Source organism: Pseudomonas sp. GW822-FHT03F04 (genome assembly GCF_058801405.1).
The window spans coordinates 318,020-336,890 of the sequence record NZ_JBXANF010000006.1; the positions used below are offsets into that span (position 1 = coordinate 318,020).

The following is an 18,871-nucleotide window of genomic DNA, read 5'->3' on the forward strand; positions in this document are numbered from 1 at the left end:
CCATGACGTCAGGTTACGCAGAGCTGTTGATGTACATCGCCCCCGAGCCGATCCGCGCGGCGAACGAACAGTGGCTGGCGCGGATTCTCGATCACCTGGGCCGCTCGCGACTCAAGGCCGAAGGCTTGTCGCTGCCCGACCTCTGGCTGTCGCCGCAGTTGCTGCTGACCCAGACCTGCGGCTATCCGCTGATGACCGCACTGCGTGGCCAGGTCAGAATTGTCGGCCGTCCGCGCTATGAATTGCCGGATGCCACTGCCGGCAATCATTGCAGTCTGATCCTTGCCCGCGCCAATGATCCGCGCCGCAGTCTGGCGGAGTTCTTCGACAGTCGCGGGGTGATCAACAGCGAGGACTCCAACAGCGGCATGAACCTGTTGCGCCAGCGTCTGGCGCCGTTGCAGCGGGACGGTGAGTTTTTCGCTTCGGTCGGCCTCAGTGGCGGCCATCGCGAAAGCCTGCGCTGGTTGCGCGAAGATCGCGCCGATCTGGCGGCCATCGACAGCGTGACCTTTGCCTACCTGGCGCAGCACGCCGCCGAAGAGGTCAATGGCTTGCGGGTGGTGGCGCGCAGTGCGTTCAGCCCGACCTTGCCTTTCATCACCGTTGCCAGTGCTTCGGACACGCAGATCGAACAGCTGCGCCGGGCGATGAACCGCAGCCTGCAAGACTTGCCCGACGTTGCCCGCATCCTCGGCCTGCCCGAAGTCCTGCCTGCCAGCGAAAGTGATTACCTCGTCCTGCTGGACTATCAACGCGAGGCCGAAGAACTGGGATACGGCCGCTTGCGTTAGCGATTTCCACTAATTCACTAATGGAATATAAAAATTCTTTTTAAGTATTTTTAACGCATAAGGCACCTTGCTAGGATCGCGCCACCGGACGACCGGACATTCAGCGACCCTTGACCAAGGAGCCCCCATGTCCGGCGCCGACTCATCCCATCGCAATCATGTGAATACGTTGTTTCGCGACCATTACCAGTGGTTGTGCACACGTCTGCGCCGGCAATCGAATGATGCAGCCAGCGCCGAAGACATCGCCGCCGAAACCTTCGCGCAATTGCTCGAAGCACCGGGCCTGACCGCCATCCGCGAACCCCGCGCGTTGCTCACCACCATCGCCCAGCGGCTGCTGTATGAGCGCTGGCGGCGGGGCGATCTGGAGCGTCGGCATCTGCATCAACTGCAACAGAGTGACCTCGATCACGCGCCGTCTCCCGAAGATCTGGCAGATCTGTCGCAGAGTCTCAAGCATCTGGACCGAACGCTCCAGCGCCTGCCGGGCAAGGTGCGCTCGACCTTTCTGCTGGCGCGCATCGACGGCCTGACCTACCCGCAAATCGCTGCCGAACTGGGCATCTCCCAGCGTTCGGTGAGCATGTACATGACCCGTTCCCAGGCCCTGTGCAATCGCCACAGCGCCAACCAAACCCTGATTTCCTCCCAGAACAAGAGGTCCGCATGAGATCGATCAAAACCCTGCTCGGCAGTTCGCTGCTGGCCCTGACCCTGACTGCCGGCCACGCCGTGGCAGCGGAAAAAACCGCGCCGATCCACTTCGGCGATATCACCTGGGAAAGCGGCAGTTTCATCACCGAAGTGCTGCGCCTGATCGTCGAAAAAGGCTATGGCTACCCGACCGATACGCTGCCGGGCAGCACCGTCAGCCTCGAAGCGGCGCTGGCAAAAAACGACATTCAAGTGATCGGTGAAGAATGGGCCGGACGCAGTCCGGCGTGGGTCAAGGCTGCCGCCGAGGGCAAGGTGTTCGGCCTCGGCGACACGGTGAAGGGCGCCACCGAAGGCTGGTGGGTGCCGGAATACGTGATCAAGGGCGACCCCGAGCGCGGGATCAAACCGCTGGCGCCGGAGCTGAAATCCGTGGCCGACCTGCCGCGCTACAAGGATGTGTTCAAGGACCCGGAAGACCCGAGCCGCGGGCGTTTCCTCAACAGCCCGACCGGCTGGACCTCGGAAATCGTCAACAGCCAGAAGCTCAAGGCCTATGCGCTGAACGACAGCTTCGTCAACTTCCGCACCGGTTCCGGCGCGGCGCTGGATGCCGAGGTGGCGTCGTCGATCAAGCGTGGCAAACCGGTGCTGTTCTACTACTGGTCGCCGACACCGTTGCTCGGTCGCTTCAAACTGGTGAAGCTGGAAGAGCCGCCGTTCGACGCCGAAGCCTGGAAAACCCTGGCCGACGCCAACAACCCCCATCCGAAAGGCACCCGCTCGATGCCGGCGAGCCTGGCGATTGGCGTGTCGGCACCGTTCAAGGCGCAGTATCCGGAACTGGTGACGTTCTTTGAAAAGGTCGATTTGCCGATCGATCTGCTGAACCAGACCCTGGCCGGGATGAGCGAGAAACGTCAGCAGCCACGTCAGGTCGCCGAAGCCTTCCTGCGCGATCAACCGCAAGTCTGGAAGTCGTGGGTGCCGGGTGAAGTGGCGAATAAAGTCAGTGGGAGTCTGTAGTACTTATCCGATAATTGCGTAGTTTCAAAAGTTGCCATTGCGAGTCTGTCGCAATGGCAACAAACATCCCGCCCGCTGAACCGATTCTTGTCCTTTTTTTGTCCAAACTCCCCGTGGTACTGGCCGACTAGTGGCCTTGCGCAAGGCTTTGCGCTGTCTATGCTCACACGTAACTAACTATGTCGACCGCCATCCAATGCGCCTCGACGGCAATCGGTTAGTCATGAACAAAGCTGCCAGAGTGCGCAATCCAAGGCACCGACACTGAACCGACAAGGAGCATGTTTTTAAATGGAAGTTCTTCTGCACGTTAGGAATGGCCCGCCCGCGGGCTATCAAGAGAAGGATGTCTTGATTAGAGCGTCGCTGCATGGACTCTTTGATTAATCATCGTTGATCACCTGACAACTTCCTCCTGTGGAGGAATGCGTGTGCCTGTTCTGTGGAACGTAGTGGTGGATTCTGAAAGACCTGAACTTTCATCAAATCAAAAGACCGCGCGGAAGGTGATAGAGACATGTTCAACCTACATCACAAGGCTGACCTGCAGGAAATCGAACGCTTCAGTTGTGCCCTGACCGAAGCCAACGCCAAGTTGGAGGCGATCAGCCGTTCGATGGCGATGATCGAATTCACCCCCGAGGGCATCGTTCTGGATGCCAATGAGAACTTCTGCAAGACCATGGGCTACAGCGCCGAGGAAGTGCGTGGCAAACATCACCGGGTCTTTTGCGAAGAGGCGTTTTACCGCAGCGAGGAATACGCCAAGTTGTGGCGTGACCTGGCCCGTGGCGAACCCCTCAGCGGGACTTTCCTGCGTTTGAACAAGCGCGGTCAGGAGATCTGGCTCGAGGCCAGTTACATGCCGGTGTATGGCCCGGACAAACAAGTCAGAAGCGTGATCAAAGTGGCGTCGGACATCACGGCGCGCGTGAACAAGGAAAAAGAAGAGGAGAGCATGCTCGCCGCCATCAGCCGTTCGATGGCCGTGATCGAATTCACCCCGGAAGGCAATGTGATCTCGGCCAACGACAACTTCCTCAAGACCATGCAGTATTCGCTCAACGAAATTGTCGGCCATCATCACAGCCTGTTCTGTCATCGCGCCGAAGCCGAATCCGCGCAATACAAAGCGTTCTGGGCCTCGCTCAATCGCGGCGAATATCACTCGCACCGCTTCGAACGCAAGAACAAGTCCGGGCAGACCGTTTACCTCGAAGCCTCGTATAACCCGTTGTTCGATGCCAAGGGTCGGTTGTACAAAGTGGTGAAGTTCGCCAGCGACATCACCCACCAGATGACCACCTTGCAGACCGCTGCGGAATCGGCCCACAGCACCTCGGTACAAAACGACGCCTGCGCGCAAAAAGGCTCACAGGTCGTGCAGCAGACGGTGCAGATCATTCAGGACATTTCCCGCGACCTCAACGAAGCGGCGCTGAGCATCGATGCGGTGAGCAAGCAGTCGGACATCATCGGCACCATCGTCCAGACCATTCGCGGGATTGCCGACCAGACCAACCTGCTGGCACTCAACGCGGCCATCGAAGCGGCGCGGGCGGGTGAGCACGGACGCGGTTTTGCGGTGGTGGCGGATGAAGTGCGCAGCCTCGCGGCGCGGACCAGTCAGGCAACCCTGGAGATCGTCGATGTGGTGCGCAAGAACCATGAGTTGTCACTGAGTGCGGTGTCGAGCATGCAGTCGAGCCTGAGCCGCACCGGGCTCGGGGTGGAACTGGCGAACGAGGCGGGGGACGCGATCCGGGAGATTCAGCAGGGCTCGCGGCATGTGGTGGATGCGATCAGCCAGTTCAACGAGACGTTGCAGTTGAACTGACGGTTTACGGCTGAAAAAAAGGATCCCTTGGGATCCTTTTTTCATTGCGCTGCGAGTCAGAGCGAAGCGAGGAACTTGTCTGCCGACTGGTCGCTGATCTTGACCGAGTTGGCGTCTTGTTTGTTCTGCTTCTCGGCTTCGGCCAGTTTCATCTTGTCCTGCAGGCGATCGGCGATCTCTTTGCCGATGGCCAGTTGTTTCTCTGGCGGCATGGCTTTGATGTCGTCTTCGGTCAAACCCATTTCCTTGAGGATGCTGTCGCGCAGACGCTGTTCCGGCGACTTGCTCATGTAGTCCTTGAACTCGTCGGTGGCGGAAGTGCCGGTGGCCTTGGTCTGCGAAGCGTCAGAAGTCTGCAGGCCGACGCGGGTCTTGGCGAACGCTTCATCGACGTTGTCGCTGATGCGCGTGGCTTCGTTGACTTGCTGGGTGGCGAGTTGCGTGGCCGAGCTTTGAATCTGACTGGTGGCGTCAGTGGTTTGCGCCTGCGCCTGGTTTTGCAGCGATTGCAGCATCGCGCCGTGGAGCCCGCCTTGCAGACCGGCAGCCGCCGAAGCGGTGGCGTCTTCGGTGATGCGCTTGGGCAGATGAATCAAATTCGCCTGTTTCGAACTGACCAACATGATGAAGGACCTTGTGGTAATTGCTGTCGGCGGTAAAACAGCAATTACCGTGCCGTCAGAATAAGTCTCATGAATTCAGCAGATTAAGGAATTTACGGTTTTCGGAAGCGGTCATCCTTTGCCGTCCGGCGGCAGAAGATGACCGTTGCCCGTCAGCGATGAGCGATGTTTTCCAGCGCCAGGTTGCGGGTGCGGGGGCCGAAATAGCCGATGGTCAGCATCACGATCAACATGCTGACGACAATGAACGCCAGTACGCCCGGCGTGCCGAAGTGGTCGAGGAACAGACCGATCAACAGGCTGCTGAACACCGTCGACAAACGACTGAACGAGTAACAGAACCCCACCGCCCGGGCGCGGATGTTGGTGGGGAACAGTTCGCTCTGATAGGAGTGATAACTGAAGCTCAGCCAGGCGTTGCAGAAGGTGATCATCACCCCGCAGAAAATCAGGCCGAAAGCGCTGGTCTGCAACGCGAACAAGGTGCCGAAGGTCATGGCGCCCAAGGCTGAGCCGACGATCTGCCACTTGTTCTCGAAGCGGTTGGCGAATTTGACGAACAGCAACGGCCCGAGCGGGTAGGCGAGGGTGATGATGAATGCGTACATCAGACTGTGGGTGACGCTGACGCCCTGACCGGAAAGCAACGCTGGCAGCCAGTTGCCAAAGCCGAAGAAACCGATGGCCTGGAAGATGTGAAAGACGATCAGCATCAGTGCCCGGCGCCGGTACGGTGGCTGCCAGATATCGGCGAAACGGCCCTTGCCTTCGACGTCGACGGCCACGGCTTCCGGCGCATCCAGTGGTTGACGGTGATCTTTCTCGCAGCGCGCCTCGATGCCATCGAGAATCCGGTTCGCTTCATCGAAGCGGCCATGCTGGGCCAGCCAGCGCGGCGACTCCGGCAGCCGTTTGCGCAGCCACCAGATGAACAGCGCAAACACCGCACTGGCCAGCACCACCCAACGCCAGCCGGACACCCCGAACGGCGCCTGCGGCACCAGCCACCAAGACATAAGCGCCACCGCCGGCACCGACAGGAACTGCACGAAAAACGCGAAGGCGAACGCCGAACTGCGCATGCGTTTGGGCACCAGTTCCGAGAGGTAGGCGTCGATGGTCACCAGTTCGATGCCGAGGCCGATGCCCACCAGAAAACGCATGCAGATGATCCCCAGCGCCGAACTCTGCACGCCCATCAGCACCGTGGCCACGGTGTACCAGACCAGCGCGAAGGTGAAGATCGCCCGTCGCCCGAAACGATCCGCCAACGGACTGAGCAGACTGGCGCCGAGAAACAGACCGAGGAACGTCGCCGAGGCGAACGCGGCTTGATCGGAGAACCCGAACACGCCCTGATTGCCGGTGGTGAAGATGCCGTCGCGGATCAGGCCGGGGCTGATATAGGCGGTCTGGAACAGGTCATAGAGTTCGAAGAAACCACCGATCGACAGCAGCGCCACCAGCCGCCAGATCGTGGCGACCGCCGGAAGACGGTCGATGCGGGCGGAAACCTGTGCGGCGCGTATCGGGTCGATGCCATCGCTTTGCGCGGCGGCGGGGGCGTGTGCAGTCATGGGCCGATCCATTTTTTTATGATGGAAAAGCTTAGCCTGCTATCGGAAATCAAGGATTGTTTATATCGGCGGTTGGCATGGGAAAACCGCCGATTTCTTGCAATATCCGCTTACCAATTAGCGATTCATGCTGCGGGCACGGGATCCGGCAGCGCCGAGGCCGGCAAACCGAACACCTTATCGAACAGCCAGTTGAAGGCGAAGGTGTAGCAAGGGATGAACACGATCAGCGCCAGATCCAGCAGGAAGGCCTGCACCAGGCTGATGTTCATCCACCAGGCGATCAGCGGAATCAGGAACACGATCAGCGTCAATTGAAAGCCGACCGCGTGGGCGATACGGCGTTTGACTGTGCGGGTGCGCGAGACCTGACGGCTTTCCCAGTGCTCGAACAGCGAGGTGTAGATGAAGTTCCAGGTCACGGCGATGGTGGTGATGATCACCGCCAGCGGGCCGGTGCTGCCGGGCGACGTGCCGGACAACAGGGCCAAGCCGAGGGCCGAGAAGGTCATGCCGATCACTTCATAGAGCGACACGTAGACCAGTTTGCGTTTGACGCCATGCATGGGGAATTGCCTCTTTCTTGCGACTTGTGGCCAGTGGGGCTGGCGAAGACGACGAAAGATAGCTTCAATGGTGATGACAGAAAAAGTCAGTAGCTTTCAGTTTTATTGATAGGTAGATGATGTGAATTTCAACAGCGAAAGCATCGAGCTGTTTCTCGCAGTGATTGAGCGCGGCTCGTTTTCCGCCGCAGCCAGGGCATTGGGCAAAGTCCCGTCGGCGGTGAGCATGGCCATCGGCAATCTGGAGGCCGAACTCGGCTACCCGCTGTTTGATCGCAGTCACCGCGAACCGCAACCCACGGCGATGGCGCTGTCGCTGGTGCCTCATGCGCGGCTGATCGCCGGTCAGCTCAAGCAATTGCAGGTGCATGCGGTGCAGTTGTCGCTGGGGCTGGAGAGCAAGTTGTCGATTGGCGTGGCGGCGGATATCGACCGGCGACGTTTGCTGGCGGCGATCAAGGACATCAGTGAGCGCCACCCGCTGCTCGACATCGAAGTGCTGACCGCGCCGCAGGATGACGTGCTGGCGATGCTTCACAGTGGCCGGGTCAGCGTGTGCCTGGCGTTCGCCGGGTTGAGCGTGAACGTGCTGGAGCGCTTTCAGTTTGTCGGCAGTGAACGGATGATCGCCACGCTGGCGGCGGACAGTCCGCTGTTGCAGGGGCAGGATCTGTTTCTCGAGGATCTGGTGCATGTGCGGCAGATCGTCGTCGGCAGTCGCGACTTGCCGATCAGCGAAACCCGGCCGCTGGTGGCCGAATCCCACTGGCGCACCGATAGCCTGGAGACGGCGCTGGAGATGGTCGAGGCGGGGTTGGGCTGGGGCAATTTCCCGTTGTCGGTGGTACAGCCGTGGCTCGATTCGGGGCGATTGAAACGGCTGAACTTCCGCAACATCGAGAACGGCCTGGTATTGCCGGTGCACGCGGTGTGGCTCAAGAGCCAGCCGTTGCAGAAGGGCGCGCTGGCTCTTGTGGCGTTGCTGGGCGGTTGAGTCAGGTGCTTTCGCGCACCTTCAATTCGAAGCCCATGTCCTCGACCGGTCGCGCCACGCTGTTGCCGGCCATCAGGGTCAGCATCTGTTCCGCCGCACGCCGGCCGATGGCCTCGCGCGGGGTGTTGATGCTGCTCAGGCGCGGCACCATGTGCTCGGACATCGGCAGGTCGTTGAAGCCGAGGATCGCCACTTGCTCGGGGATCTTGATCCCGTTGCGCAGCGCTTCGAGCAATGCGCCCTGAGCCAGGTCGTCGTTGCCGAAGAAGATCGCATCGACGTCCGGATGCGCTGCCAGCAGCTGCAGGAACAACTCGCCGCCCAGGCCTACAGACGATGAACGCGGGGTCAGCACTTCCAGATCCGGGTCGTAGCGACCGGCCTTCTGCAACGCTTTGCGAAAACCTTCACCGCGCAGCAGGGTGCGCTGATCGAGCTGCGCGCCGATGTACGCCAGACGCTTGCGGCCACGGGACAGCAAATGTTCGGCGGCGGTTTCCCCGGCGCTGAGCTGGGAGAAGCCGACGCAGTTCACCCCGGCGGCGCTGTCCAGTTCCATCATGTACACGCAGGGAATGTTGCTGGCCTCGATCATCCGCCGCGATGTTTCGGTGCGGTCGAAACCGGTCAGCAGCAAACCCCGTGGCTGATAAGCCATGTAGTTGCGCAGCAGGTTTTCTTCTTCATCGCGGGAATAGTGGAAGTTGCCGATCAGCACTTCGAAGCCTTTGGGCGTGAGCACCCGATGAATGGCTTCCAGGGTGTCGATGAACAACAGGTTGGCCAAAGAAGGCACCAGGACCACCACCGAATGGCTCTGGGCCGAGGCCAGGGCGCGGGCGGCGGGGTTGACCACGTAGTTGAGTTCCAGCGCGGCTTTCTGGACTTTTTCCACCAGCTCGGTGGCGACAGTGCTGACCCCGCGCAAGGCGCGAGAAGCGGTTATCGGACTGACGCCAGCCAGCCGGGCGACTTCATTGAGGGTGGGACGGCCGGTGGTGCGGGTGTTTTTATCGTTTTTAGGGGTGGTCATCGGGCGGCTTGCCAAACAAAAATCAAGGCACTAAGGTAGCGCTGTCCTTATGCAGCTGCAAATGCGTAAGCGAGGTCCTGCCTGATCCTCGCTTTTTGGCGTTGGGACCCAACCTGCTGCAACCCAAAAAAACGACAAGAAGGCGTCGGCAATTTCTGCCTGTGCACTAGAGTCATAGTTAGCAAAGGTAGCGCTGTCTGCGCGCTGAGGTGTTTCATGAATCATCCCATCACCGCCCTGGTCATCATGGGCGTTGCCGGTTGCGGCAAGACGTGCGTCAGCGAGGCCCTGTGCCAATTGAGCGGCGCCACTGCCATTGAAGGCGATACTTTCCATCCGGCCGCGAACATCGAAAAGATGAGCGCGGGGATCCCCCTGAACGACGAAGACCGTGCCGGCTGGCTCGACAGCCTGTGCGATGAGCTGCGTCGCGTCGATGCCCTGGGCGAACGCCCGGTGCTGACCTGCTCGGCCCTCAAGCACATTTACCGCGAACGTCTGCGCAGCGCCTTGCCGGGCCTGGGCTTCGTGTTCCTCGAATTGACGCCTGAAGTTGCCGCCGAACGTGTGTCCCATCGTCCGGGCCACTTCATGCCGGCCACCTTGATCGAAAGCCAGTTCGCCACCCTCGAATCGCCCAAGGGCGAGCCGTTGACCCTGGCCCTGAATGCTTCGATCCACAGCGTTGAAGAACTGGCGTCGCAAGCCCACGTCTGGTGGCAGGCTCATGGCCTGAAACAGGCGGTATGAGCGTGTTTGCGAAGATAGCGCTGTCCTTTCGACTTCTGATTAACCCGCTTTAATAACAACAACAAACCAGGAGACACCCCCAATGTTTGGCATGTCCCATGACGCCTACCTGCTGCTTGATGCAGTGGTCACGGTGATCGGGCTTATCGTCCTGATCACCAAGTTCAAGCTCCATCCCTTCATTGCTCTGACCATCGCCGCCGCGTTCCTCGGCCTGACGTCCGGCATGCCGATCGGCACCATCATCAAGGCGTTCCAGGACGGCTTCGGTGGCGTGCTCGGTTTCGTCGGCATCATCCTCGCGCTGGGTACGATGCTCGGCAAAATGATGGCCGAATCCGGCGGTGCCGATCAGATCGCCCAGACCCTGATTCGCGCGTTCGGCAAAGAGCGCGTGCAGTGGGCGATGATGTTCGCCGCGTTCCTGGTGGGCATTCCGTTGTTCTTCGAAATCGGCTTCGTGCTGCTGATTCCGCTGGTGTTCATCGTGGCTCGCCGCACCGGCGTGTCGATCATCAAGATCGGTATCCCGCTGCTCGCCGGCCTGTCCGCCGTGCACGGTCTGGTGCCACCGCACCCGGGCCCGCTGCTGGCCATCGGCGTGTTCGGTGCTGACATCGGCAAGACCATTCTCTACGGTCTGATCGTCGCGCTGCCGACCGCCATCATTGCCGGTCCGATCTTCGGTACGTTCATCGCCAAGCACATCCCGGGTCATCCGAACCAGGAACTGGTCGATCAACTGGCCCGTGAAACCGATTCGGCCAAGCTGCCAAGCTTCGGCATCACCCTGGTCACCGTGCTGCTGCCGGTGTTCCTGATGCTGCTGAAAACCTTCGCTGATGTGGCGTTGCCGGACGGTCATTTCTTCCGCACCTGGATGGACATGATCGGTCACCCGATCTCGGCGCTGTTGCTGGCCTTGCTGCTGTCGCTGTACACCTTCGGCGCCAAGCAGGGCATCGGTTCTCAGCAGATGCTCAAATGGCTGGATGCGAGCCTGGCGCCAACCGCCGCGATCATCCTGATCATCGGTGCCGGTGGTGGCTTCAAGCAGATGCTGGTGACCAGCGGTGTGGGCGACGTGATCGGCCACATGGCGGTCAGCGCGCAGATCTCGCCGATCCTGCTGGCGTGGCTGGTGGCGGCGGTGATCCGCATCGCGACCGGTTCGGCCACTGTGGCGACCATTACTGGCGCGGGCATCGTGGTGCCGGTAGTGGGGATGATCCCGGGCGTGAACCGTGAGTTGCTGGTGCTGGCCACCGGTGCCGGTTCCTTGATCCTGTCCCACGTCAACGACGCCGGTTTCTGGCTGGTGAAGCAGTACTTCAACATGACCGTGGCGGAAACCTTCAAGACCTGGACCGCGATGGAAACCATCCTGTCGGTGGTTGCGCTGGGCTTTATCCTGCTGCTGTCGCTGTTCGTTTAACCTCGAACGCAAGACACAAAAAAACCGCAGCGATGCGGTTTTTTTGTGTCTGGCGGATCGTTCCCACGCTCTGCGTGGGAACGATCATGTGTCCTGTATCAGGATTTGGTCACCAGGCCATCCGCCCGGAACATCCCGCGAATCCCGCGTACCGCTTGACGAATCCGGTCCTGGTTCTCGATCAGCGCGAAACGCACGTGATCGTCGCCATATTCACCAAAGCCGACACCCGGCGAGACGCAGACCTTGGCCTCGGCCAGCAGCTTCTTGGCGAATTCCAGCGAGCCGAGGTGCGCGTAGGCCTCGGGAATCTTCGCCCAGACGTACATCGAGGCTTTCGGATTTTCGACCATCCAGCCCAGTTCATGCAGGCCTTTGACCAGCACGTTGCGGCGCTGGCGATACTGCTCGGCGATGTCGCGCACGCATTGCTGATCGCCTTCCAGCGCAGCAATCGCGGCCACCTGCAGCGGGGTGAAGGTGCCGTAGTCGTGGTAGCTCTTGATCCGCGCCAGGGCGTTGACCAGTTCCGGGTTGCCGACCATGAAACCGATGCGCCAGCCCGCCATGTTGTAGCTCTTGGACAGGGTGAAAAACTCCACCGCGATGTCCTTGGCACCCGGCACCTGCATGATCGACGGGGCTTTCCAGCCGTCGTAGACGATGTCGGCGTAGGCCAGGTCGTGCACCACCAGCACGTCGTACTGTTTGGCGAGGGCGATCACCCGTTCGAAGAAATCCAGCTCCACGCACTGCGCGGTAGGGTTGGACGGGAAGCCGAGGATCATCATCTTCGGTTTCGGGATCGAGCCACGAATCGCCCGTTCCAGCTCGTCGAAGAAGTCCACGCCCGGCACCAGCGGCACCGACCGCACCTGGGCGCCGGCAATCACGGCACCGTAGATGTGAATCGGGTAGCTCGGGTTCGGCACCAGCACGGTGTCGCCCTGATCCAGGGTCGCCAGCATCAGGTGAGCCAGGCCTTCCTTGGAACCGATGGTGACGATGGCTTCGCTTTCCGGGTCGATATCGACCTCGTAGCGTTCCTTGTACCAGTTGGAAATCGCCCGACGCAGGCGCGGAATGCCCTTGGACGTGGAGTAACCGTGGGTGTCTTCGCGTTGTGCAACCTGCACCAGTTTTTCAACGATGTGCGGCGGCGTGGCGCCGTCGGGGTTGCCCATGCTCAAGTCGATGATGTCTTCGCCACGACGTCGGGCGGCCATCTTCAGCTCGGCAGTGATGTTGAAAACGTAAGGGGGGAGTCGATCTATGCGCGCAAAGCGGCGCGGCGAACCTTGTTCAGCCATTGTTGCCTCGGATAACGTAAGCGCCCGGAACCGTCCGAGCGACGCTGGTCACTGCGGTGACCTGTGGCGGAAGATAAGGGCAGCGATGGCAGACTGTCCAGCGTGCACGACAACAATTTTTTCCCAAGGAAAACGGTTAATGGAATTCACCAGCGGCTTCTTGCTGAGCCTTTCGCTGTGCCTGGACATCGGCGTGGCCAACATCGCGATGATCACCCTGGCCATGCAGCGCGGCTATTTTCAGGGCTTCGCGCTGGGCCTCGGCACCTGCGTCGGCGACTTGATCTACGCCGTTCTTGCCCTGGCCGGAATGACCGTTCTGCTGCAATACGAAACCGTGCGCTGGGTGTTGTGGATCGGCGGTTCGGCGCTGTTGATCTACTTCGCGGCGAAGATGATCTATTCGGCGATCCACCACGAAGCGCTGCTGGCGGAGACGGCTGAGGTCGGCCAGAACTCCCATCGCAAGGAATTCTTCCGTGGGATTTTTCTCGCCATGTCGTCGCCGAGCGCCATCCTGTGGTTCGCGGCCGTGGGCGGCACGTTGATCGCCCGTTCCGGTGGCGGCGGTCCGCTCAGTTCGGCGCTGTTCCTCGGCGGCTTCCTGTGTGCCGGGCTGTTGTGGTCGGCGGGTCTGTGCTTTGCGGCGAGCCATGGCGGCAAACTGCTGGGTGACAAACTGCTGCGCTATTCCTACATGGCATCGGCGGCGATCTTCTGCTATTTCGCGGTCTACGTGATCGTATCCGGTTATAACGAGTTCGTCGGTTCCGGTGCCGTCGAGGCCCTGCATACGCTGTAAATGTGCGAATCGGGTTTGGCTTCTATACTCCCAGCCGAACCCACTTTTTTCGTTCCAAGGAGTCGAGTCATGGATGAGCAAAAACGCGTCGAAGTGGCTGAACCTCGCTTCGAACATGGACACTTCCTGCTGATTGCAGGTTTTCGCGATCGTTTCACCAAAGAGACCGTCCAGGACATCCCCGCGCTGTGGGAAAAACTGATCCCGCACATCGGAAATATTCCGGGTCAGAAGGGCGAAGTGACCTACGGCGTTTGCAGCAATTTCGACGGCAACGGCGGTTTCGATTACATGGCCGGGGTCGAAATCCGCAAGCTGGATGACTTCCCGCAGGAAAAGTATCCGTGGATCGAAATCCTGCCTCGCCAGTACGCGGTGTTCGAGCACAAGGGTTCGCTGGATCTTCTGCCACAGACCATTGAGTACATCTACAAGACCTGGCTGCCGGCCTCCGAATACAAGGGCCTCAACGCCCCGGAGCTGGAACGCTACAGCGCCGATTTCAATCCGAAAACCAATACCGGCAAGCTGGAAATCTGCGTCCCGGTGGAAAAGAAAACCTGATGAACGACCGGCAGCGCGAACCCGCTTCGCGCTGCCGATCAAGCCTTACTTGCCCTTGATCCGTCGTGCCCGCAACAGGTCGATGCCCAAGGTGATGAAGCCGAAAAAGCTGATACCCAACACCATCAACAAACCGATTTCCATGCTGCTCATAAACTGTTCCCCTTCGGGTGATCAGAGACAGTGCTCAGGAATAGACCGTCCCGAATCCGAAGAAAAGCGCTTATACGCAGGCTTTACGCCGCCCATGCGGATCGATATGAACACCTTATTCCTTTATCCTTGGCGGCCCTGTTTCCACTGATTTCGAGCCGCCATGAACACCGTCATCCGCCACGTCACCGCCGCCGACCTGGATCGCTGCTACGCCATCGAAACCCTCGCCTACGAGGGCGACGAAGCCGCGACCCGCGAGAAGATCGCCACGCGTATCGCCACCTGGCCGGACGGTTTCATCGTCGCCGAGGTGGACGGGCAGGTGGCCGGCTTCATCAACTCCGGCGCGGCGTTTGAAGTGCAGATGTCCGACGAGGCGTTCAAGGAACTGATCGGCCACGATCCGGCGGGGCCGAACGTGGTGATCATGTCGGTGGTGGTGCACCCGGACTATCAAGGCCTGGGCCTGGCCAAGCGTCTGCTGGGCGAATTCATCGAGCGCATGCGCGCTCAGGGCAAGGCGACGATTCACCTGATGTGCAAGGATCGGCACATCCCGCTGTACGCCGGATTCGGTTTTGCCTACATCAAACCGTCCGAGTCCGACCACGGCGGGATGGCGTGGCACGAGATGATTCTGACCCTCTAAAGACTTCAGTAGAGCGTTTCACGCACCCGCGTCGGGGCCTCACGGTCGTAGGCCTCGGCATCGAACTGACCTTCGTTCAGGCGCTTGTGAAACGCGCCTGCCGTTGGCAGCGCCGAGCGCGGCAAGTGGGTTTGCGGATTCCACGCGTCCGAACGCACGAACGCTTTCGAGCAATGAAAGAACGCCGCCTCCACCGTCACCAGCAACACCGTGCGCGCCGGCTTGCCGTTGACCTCGAAGCTTTCCAGTAACTCCGGATCAGCGCTGATGGTCGCCGTGCCATTGACCCGCAACGTCTCGCCAATCCCCGGAATGATGAACAGCAACGACACTCGTGGATCGTGCAGCACGTTGCGCAAGGTATCGATGCGGTTGTTGCCCGGGCGATCCGGCAGGGCCAGGGTGCGCTCGTCAATGATCCGCACGAACCCCGGCGCGTCCCCGCGCGGAGAACCGTCGATGCCATCGGCGCCGACCGAACTGACAATCACCAGCGGCGAAACCCGGACCATCGCCTGATAGTCCTCGTTGAGAAAACCGATCTGCTTGCGCACCGCCCGCTCGTGGGGCAATCCGTAAATAGCTTCCAGTGCTTCGATTGAATCGATCATCGTTGCTCCCTCGACGATTAAAAGAACAGGCCCATGCGCCGCTCGTAACCGATGCGCCCCTTGTACGCTTCGCCGCTGTCGACGAAACCGTACTTGGCATACAGCGCAATCGCAGCATCGTTGTCAGCGTCCACCGACAGTTCCAGCCCTTTGATTTCCGGCCAGGCCTGGCGCGCAACGTCCGGCAGCGCCAGCAGGCAAGCCTTGCCATAACCCTTGCCCTGGGCCCGGTGATCGACCTGCAACGCATGCAAGGTTGCGCTGTGCTCATCGGCCCATTCCGGCAACACCGGCGGGCGCTTGAGTAGCAGGAAGGCCACCGGTACGTCTTCGGCCAGCAGGGCAAAACCTTTCACGCCGGGGCCGGGTTTCGACAGCAGCGTGTGCAGGGCGCCGTGGATGTCGCCGGAGAACTTGATCTGCTCGGCGTGGATTTCAATGGCCTCGACCTGTTGGCGTTGGGTGGCGTTCAGGCTTTCGTAAGGCACGAGTCGGGCTGACACGGGAATTTCCTTTTTCCTACAAAGATGAGCCTCGGATTCTAGCGATTTTGCGTTCTCTGGAATTTTTTTGTTTCAGCTGTCGATCCGGCCAATCGCCAAGCGACCAAGTGTGTCTTCACAACAAAAACCAGGGAGAAACCCCATGAGTACGCAAGCGCAGATTCAAGCCGTGATCGACACCTACCGTCAGGCCGTCATGACCAAGGACGTGGAAAAGGTCATGACCCTGTACGCCGACGACATACTTTCTTTCGATGCGATCAAGGCCCTGCAATTCAAGGGCAAGGAGGCCTACCGCGCCCACTGGGTGGCCTGCATGGAAATGTGCCCCGGCCCGCACATTTTCGAATTCCATGAAATCGCCATCGAGATCGGGGACAACATCGCCTTCGCCCACTGGGTCGCCAATTGCGGCGGCACCAATGAAAAAGGCGAAACCCAGAGTTGCTGGATGCGCGCCACCGCCTGCTATCGGCTGGTCGACGGGGCGTGGAAAATCGCCCACGAACACTGGTCGGCGCCGTTCGATCCGATGACTGGCTCGACCCTGTTTGATGTGAAACCCTGATCTTCAGCCATAGTTGATCCGTCCGATTCAGGAGAACGCCATGAAGTATTTATGCCTGGTCTACAGCGATGAGCGCCTGCTGCATTCGTCGCCCGACAGCCCGGAAGACGCCGAATGCTGGGCCTACGCCGAGTCGATCCAGGGCAGCGGCCGGATGGTCGCCGCCGAAGCGCTGGAGTCGGTGCAGACCGCCACCACGGTGCGCATGCGCAACGGCAAGTTGTCGATCACCGACGGCCCGTTCGCCGAGACCAAGGAGCAGTTGGCCGGTTTCTACCTGATCGACGCGCGGGACCTCAACGAAGCGATCCAGGTCGCCGGCAACATTCCGGCGGCCCGGGTCGGCAGTGTCGAAGTGCGTCCCGTGCGGCAGTTGAATGTCTGAGGTCGCGGCTCGGGTCGCGCAGGTCTATCGCGAAGACTCGCGGCGGATCCTCGCGACCCTGATCCGCCTGCTCGGCGATTTCGACCTCGCCGAAGAAGCCTTGCACGAGGCGTTCTTCGTCGCAGTCGAGCGCTGGCAGCGCGACGGCGTGCCGGACAATCCGCGAGCGTGGCTGGTGTCCACCGGGCGCTTCAAGGCCATCGACGTGTTGCGCCGCCGTGCGCGGTTCAAGGCGTCGCAGCCGTTGTTGCTGGCGCAACTGGAGGAGCTGGAACAGTCCGAATGGGACGCCGAAGACGTGGAAGACGATCGCCTGCGCCTGATCTTCACCTGCTGCCACCCGGCACTGGCGGCGGACGCGCAAGTGCCGCTGACCCTGCGCGAAGTCTGCGATCTCACCACCGAGGAAATCGCCCGCGCATTTCTCTCGGCCCCGGCGGCGATTGCCCAGCGCATCGTGCGCGCCAAGGCGAAGATTCGCGATGCGAAAATCCCTTATCAAGTCCCGAGCCTGAGCGAATTGCCCGAGCGCCTCGACAGTGTGCTGCGGGTGATTTACCTGGTGTTCAACGAGGGTTATTCGGCGTCCGGCGGCGCCCAGGTGACCCGCGAGGATTTGACCCGTGAGGCGATTCGTCTCGGGCGGTTGCTCCTGGAGTTGTTGCCGGACCCGGAAGTCATGGGGTTGCTGGCGTTGATGTTGCTGCATGAGTCGCGGCGGTCGGCGCGATCGACGCCCGAGGGTGAGCTGATTCTGCTGGATGATCAGGATCGCGGATTGTGGAATGCCGAACTGATTGCCGAAGGCTGTGATCTGGTGGAAAAGGCGCTGACCACCGGACGCTTCGGGCCGTATTGCCTGCAAGCGGCGATTGCGGCGGTGCATGCCGAAGCGCCGACGGCGGGGGAGACGGATTGGGAACAGATTGTCGGGCTGTATGACGTTTTGTTGCGGGCGGTGCCGTCGCCGGTGATCGAGTTGAACCGGGCGGTGGCGGTGGCCAAGCGTGACGGGGCGCTGGCCGGGTTGACCTTGATCGAGGGGATTCTTGACCGTGGGGAGCTGCAGGACTACCACCTGGCGCATTCGGCGCGGGCGGAGTTTTGTCGGCAGTTGGGGCGGGTTGAAGAGGCGCGGGCGGCTTATTCGCGGGCGCTGGCGTTGACGCGGCAGGAGCCGGAGCGGCGGTTTATTGAGGGACGATTGCGCGAGCTGACGCTGCGCAATCCCCTTTAGTAAACGTCGAGTCAGGCTTGCTGGCGGGTAGCAGCCATCACAATCTCCCGAATACAAACCCCCTGCGGCTGCCCATACGCATAAGCAATCGCCGTCGCCACATCCTCGGCGCTCAGCACGGTGCCACCCATGTCCTGCTTCCACGCCTGATACCCGGTCTTGATCGCCTCATCCGTGGTGTGGCTCAACAACTCGGTCTCCACCGCCCCCGGCGCAATCGTGGTCACGCGCACGTTATGCGGCGCCAGTTCTTCACGCAGGTTTTCCGACAACCCGTGCACCGCGAACTTGGTGCCGACATACGCCACATGGTTCGGGAACGTCTTGCGCCCGGCCACCGAGCTGACGTTGATGATGGTGCCGTGCTTGCGCTCGATCATCCCGGCGACCACCGCGTGCACGCCGTTAAGCAAGCCTTTCACGTTGACGTCGAGCATCTGGTCCCACTGCGCCGGGTCCTGTTTGCTCATCTCGCCCAGCAGCATCACCCCGGCGTTGTTGATCAGCGCATCGGCCGGGCCGAATTGCGCCTCAGCCTCGGCAACAGCGGCCAGCAACGCGGCGCGGTCGGTGATGTCGACGCGGCGGCTGAGAGTGTTCGGCAGGGCCAGTGCTTCGAGGCGTTCGATGCGCCGCGCCAGCAACAGCAGCGGATGACCGGCAGCGCTCAAACGCCGTGCGGTGGCTTCGCCGATGCCTGAGCTGGCGCCGGTGATGATGATCAATGGCTTGCCCATGGTTGAACTCCTGAGATAAAAAAAACAAATAACCAGATTCGAAGCGCAGTATATTTA

Annotated in this window: 20 protein-coding genes and 2 pseudogenes; 14 read left to right on the plus strand and 8 right to left on the minus strand. The window is 60.6% G+C overall.

Annotation, left to right across the window (positions count from 1 at the left end):
* Positions 1-2: 2 nt before the first annotated feature.
* The 5 genes and pseudogenes from AC1RMX_RS16475 to AC1RMX_RS16495 all read left to right on the plus strand — a co-directional run.
* Positions 3-794 (plus strand): phosphate/phosphite/phosphonate ABC transporter substrate-binding protein, encoded by a 792-nt coding sequence (locus AC1RMX_RS16475; RefSeq protein ID WP_493072542.1) that lies wholly within the window; start codon positions 3-5, stop codon positions 792-794.
* A gap of 127 nt (positions 795-921) precedes the next feature.
* The gene (locus AC1RMX_RS16480) at positions 922-1,467 is read left to right on the plus strand and encodes a sigma-70 family RNA polymerase sigma factor (protein ID WP_102621301.1); all 546 of its coding nucleotides are present in this window, start codon (positions 922-924) and stop codon (positions 1,465-1,467) included.
* On the plus strand, positions 1,464-2,477 hold the full coding sequence (locus AC1RMX_RS16485) for an ABC transporter substrate-binding protein (protein ID WP_096818220.1): 1,014 nt from the start codon (positions 1,464-1,466) through the stop codon (positions 2,475-2,477). Before AC1RMX_RS16480 ends, AC1RMX_RS16485 begins: the two co-directional genes overlap by 4 nt.
* 517 nt (positions 2,478-2,994) lie before the next feature.
* Positions 2,995-3,765, plus strand: a pseudogene (locus AC1RMX_RS16490) (PAS domain-containing protein); the annotation flags it as partial.
* 120 nt (positions 3,766-3,885) lie between these two features.
* A pseudogene (locus tag AC1RMX_RS16495) lies at positions 3,886-4,314 on the plus strand (methyl-accepting chemotaxis protein); the annotation flags it as partial.
* Between the two features lie 56 nt (positions 4,315-4,370).
* On the opposite strand, the gene AC1RMX_RS16500 reads toward AC1RMX_RS16495, so the two are convergent.
* From AC1RMX_RS16500 to AC1RMX_RS16510, 3 genes are all read right to left on the minus strand, one after another.
* Positions 4,371-4,937 (minus strand): hypothetical protein, encoded by a 567-nt coding sequence (locus AC1RMX_RS16500; RefSeq protein WP_493072543.1) that lies wholly within the window; start codon positions 4,935-4,937, stop codon positions 4,371-4,373.
* Positions 4,938-5,089: 152 nt separating this feature from the next.
* Positions 5,090-6,514 carry an MFS transporter gene (locus tag AC1RMX_RS16505; protein WP_493072544.1) on the minus strand — a complete coding sequence of 475 codons (1,425 nt, stop codon included), beginning with the start codon at positions 6,512-6,514 and terminating at the stop codon, positions 5,090-5,092.
* A gap of 125 nt (positions 6,515-6,639) precedes the next feature.
* A complete protein-coding gene (locus AC1RMX_RS16510) occupies positions 6,640-7,080 on the minus strand; it encodes a PACE efflux transporter (protein ID WP_493072545.1) in 441 nt (146 codons plus the stop codon).
* A gap of 121 nt (positions 7,081-7,201) precedes the next feature.
* On the opposite strand from AC1RMX_RS16510, the gene AC1RMX_RS16515 reads away from it, so the two are divergent.
* Complete coding sequence (locus AC1RMX_RS16515; protein WP_493072546.1) at positions 7,202-8,074, plus strand: LysR family transcriptional regulator; 873 nt, start codon at positions 7,202-7,204, stop codon at positions 8,072-8,074.
* Position 8,075: 1 nt separating this feature from the next.
* Here the strand turns inward: AC1RMX_RS16515 and gntR are convergent, their stop codons facing one another.
* Positions 8,076-9,107 (minus strand): HTH-type transcriptional regulator GntR, encoded by a 1,032-nt coding sequence (gene gntR / locus AC1RMX_RS16520; protein ID WP_192558806.1) that lies wholly within the window; start codon positions 9,105-9,107, stop codon positions 8,076-8,078.
* A gap of 216 nt (positions 9,108-9,323) precedes the next feature.
* Here gntR and AC1RMX_RS16525 point away from each other — a divergent pair, with 216 nt between their 5' ends.
* Positions 9,324-9,857: a gluconokinase gene (locus AC1RMX_RS16525; protein ID WP_007951121.1), complete on the plus strand. Its 534-nt coding sequence runs from the start codon at positions 9,324-9,326 to the stop codon at positions 9,855-9,857.
* Between the two features lie 82 nt (positions 9,858-9,939).
* Positions 9,940-11,292 carry a GntP family permease gene (locus tag AC1RMX_RS16530; protein WP_096818205.1) on the plus strand — a complete coding sequence of 451 codons (1,353 nt, stop codon included), beginning with the start codon at positions 9,940-9,942 and terminating at the stop codon, positions 11,290-11,292.
* A 98-nt stretch (positions 11,293-11,390) separates the two neighbouring features.
* Here AC1RMX_RS16530 and alaC read toward each other — a convergent pair whose 3' ends face one another.
* Complete coding sequence (gene alaC, locus AC1RMX_RS16535) at positions 11,391-12,602, minus strand: alanine transaminase (RefSeq protein ID WP_493072547.1); 1,212 nt, start codon at positions 12,600-12,602, stop codon at positions 11,391-11,393.
* A gap of 139 nt (positions 12,603-12,741) precedes the next feature.
* Here alaC and AC1RMX_RS16540 point away from each other — a divergent pair, with 139 nt between their 5' ends.
* The 3 genes from AC1RMX_RS16540 to AC1RMX_RS16550 all read left to right on the plus strand — a co-directional run bounded on the left by AC1RMX_RS16540 (position 12,742) and on the right by AC1RMX_RS16550 (position 14,773).
* The gene (locus tag AC1RMX_RS16540) at positions 12,742-13,404 is read left to right on the plus strand and encodes a LysE family translocator (protein WP_096818201.1); all 663 of its coding nucleotides are present in this window, start codon (positions 12,742-12,744) and stop codon (positions 13,402-13,404) included.
* A 69-nt stretch (positions 13,405-13,473) separates the two neighbouring features.
* On the plus strand, positions 13,474-13,968 hold the full coding sequence (locus tag AC1RMX_RS16545) for a GyrI-like domain-containing protein (RefSeq protein ID WP_096818199.1): 495 nt from the start codon (positions 13,474-13,476) through the stop codon (positions 13,966-13,968).
* Between the two features lie 316 nt (positions 13,969-14,284).
* Complete coding sequence (locus AC1RMX_RS16550) at positions 14,285-14,773, plus strand: GNAT family N-acetyltransferase (RefSeq protein WP_096818197.1); 489 nt, start codon at positions 14,285-14,287, stop codon at positions 14,771-14,773.
* Between the two features lie 5 nt (positions 14,774-14,778).
* On the opposite strand, the gene AC1RMX_RS16555 is transcribed toward AC1RMX_RS16550, so the two are convergent.
* Together AC1RMX_RS16555 and AC1RMX_RS16560 are read right to left on the minus strand one after the other, a co-directional pair.
* The gene (locus tag AC1RMX_RS16555; RefSeq protein ID WP_493072548.1) at positions 14,779-15,384 is read right to left on the minus strand and encodes a pyridoxamine 5'-phosphate oxidase family protein; all 606 of its coding nucleotides are present in this window, start codon (positions 15,382-15,384) and stop codon (positions 14,779-14,781) included.
* A 17-nt stretch (positions 15,385-15,401) separates the two neighbouring features.
* Positions 15,402-15,887: a GNAT family N-acetyltransferase gene (locus tag AC1RMX_RS16560; RefSeq protein WP_119427903.1), complete on the minus strand. Its 486-nt coding sequence runs from the start codon at positions 15,885-15,887 to the stop codon at positions 15,402-15,404.
* Positions 15,888-16,029: 142 nt separating this feature from the next.
* Between AC1RMX_RS16560 and AC1RMX_RS16565 the strand changes: the two genes are divergently transcribed.
* Genes AC1RMX_RS16565 through AC1RMX_RS16575 form a run of 3 tightly spaced genes read left to right on the plus strand, consistent with a single transcriptional unit; the run spans position 16,030 to position 18,077 of the window.
* Positions 16,030-16,455 (plus strand): YybH family protein, encoded by a 426-nt coding sequence (locus AC1RMX_RS16565; RefSeq protein WP_096818191.1) that lies wholly within the window; start codon positions 16,030-16,032, stop codon positions 16,453-16,455.
* 40 nt (positions 16,456-16,495) lie between these two features.
* Positions 16,496-16,840, plus strand: coding sequence for a YciI family protein (locus AC1RMX_RS16570; protein ID WP_007951101.1), 345 nt, complete (start codon positions 16,496-16,498; stop codon positions 16,838-16,840).
* Complete coding sequence (locus AC1RMX_RS16575) at positions 16,833-18,077, plus strand: RNA polymerase sigma factor (RefSeq protein WP_493072549.1); 1,245 nt, start codon at positions 16,833-16,835, stop codon at positions 18,075-18,077. The genes AC1RMX_RS16570 and AC1RMX_RS16575 overlap by 8 nt, the downstream gene beginning before the upstream one ends.
* A gap of 11 nt (positions 18,078-18,088) precedes the next feature.
* Here AC1RMX_RS16575 and AC1RMX_RS16580 read toward each other — a convergent pair whose 3' ends face one another.
* Entirely contained in the window at positions 18,089-18,814 is a 726-nt protein-coding gene (locus AC1RMX_RS16580; protein WP_248742517.1) for an SDR family oxidoreductase, read from the minus strand.
* Positions 18,815-18,871: the final 57 nt, after the last annotated feature.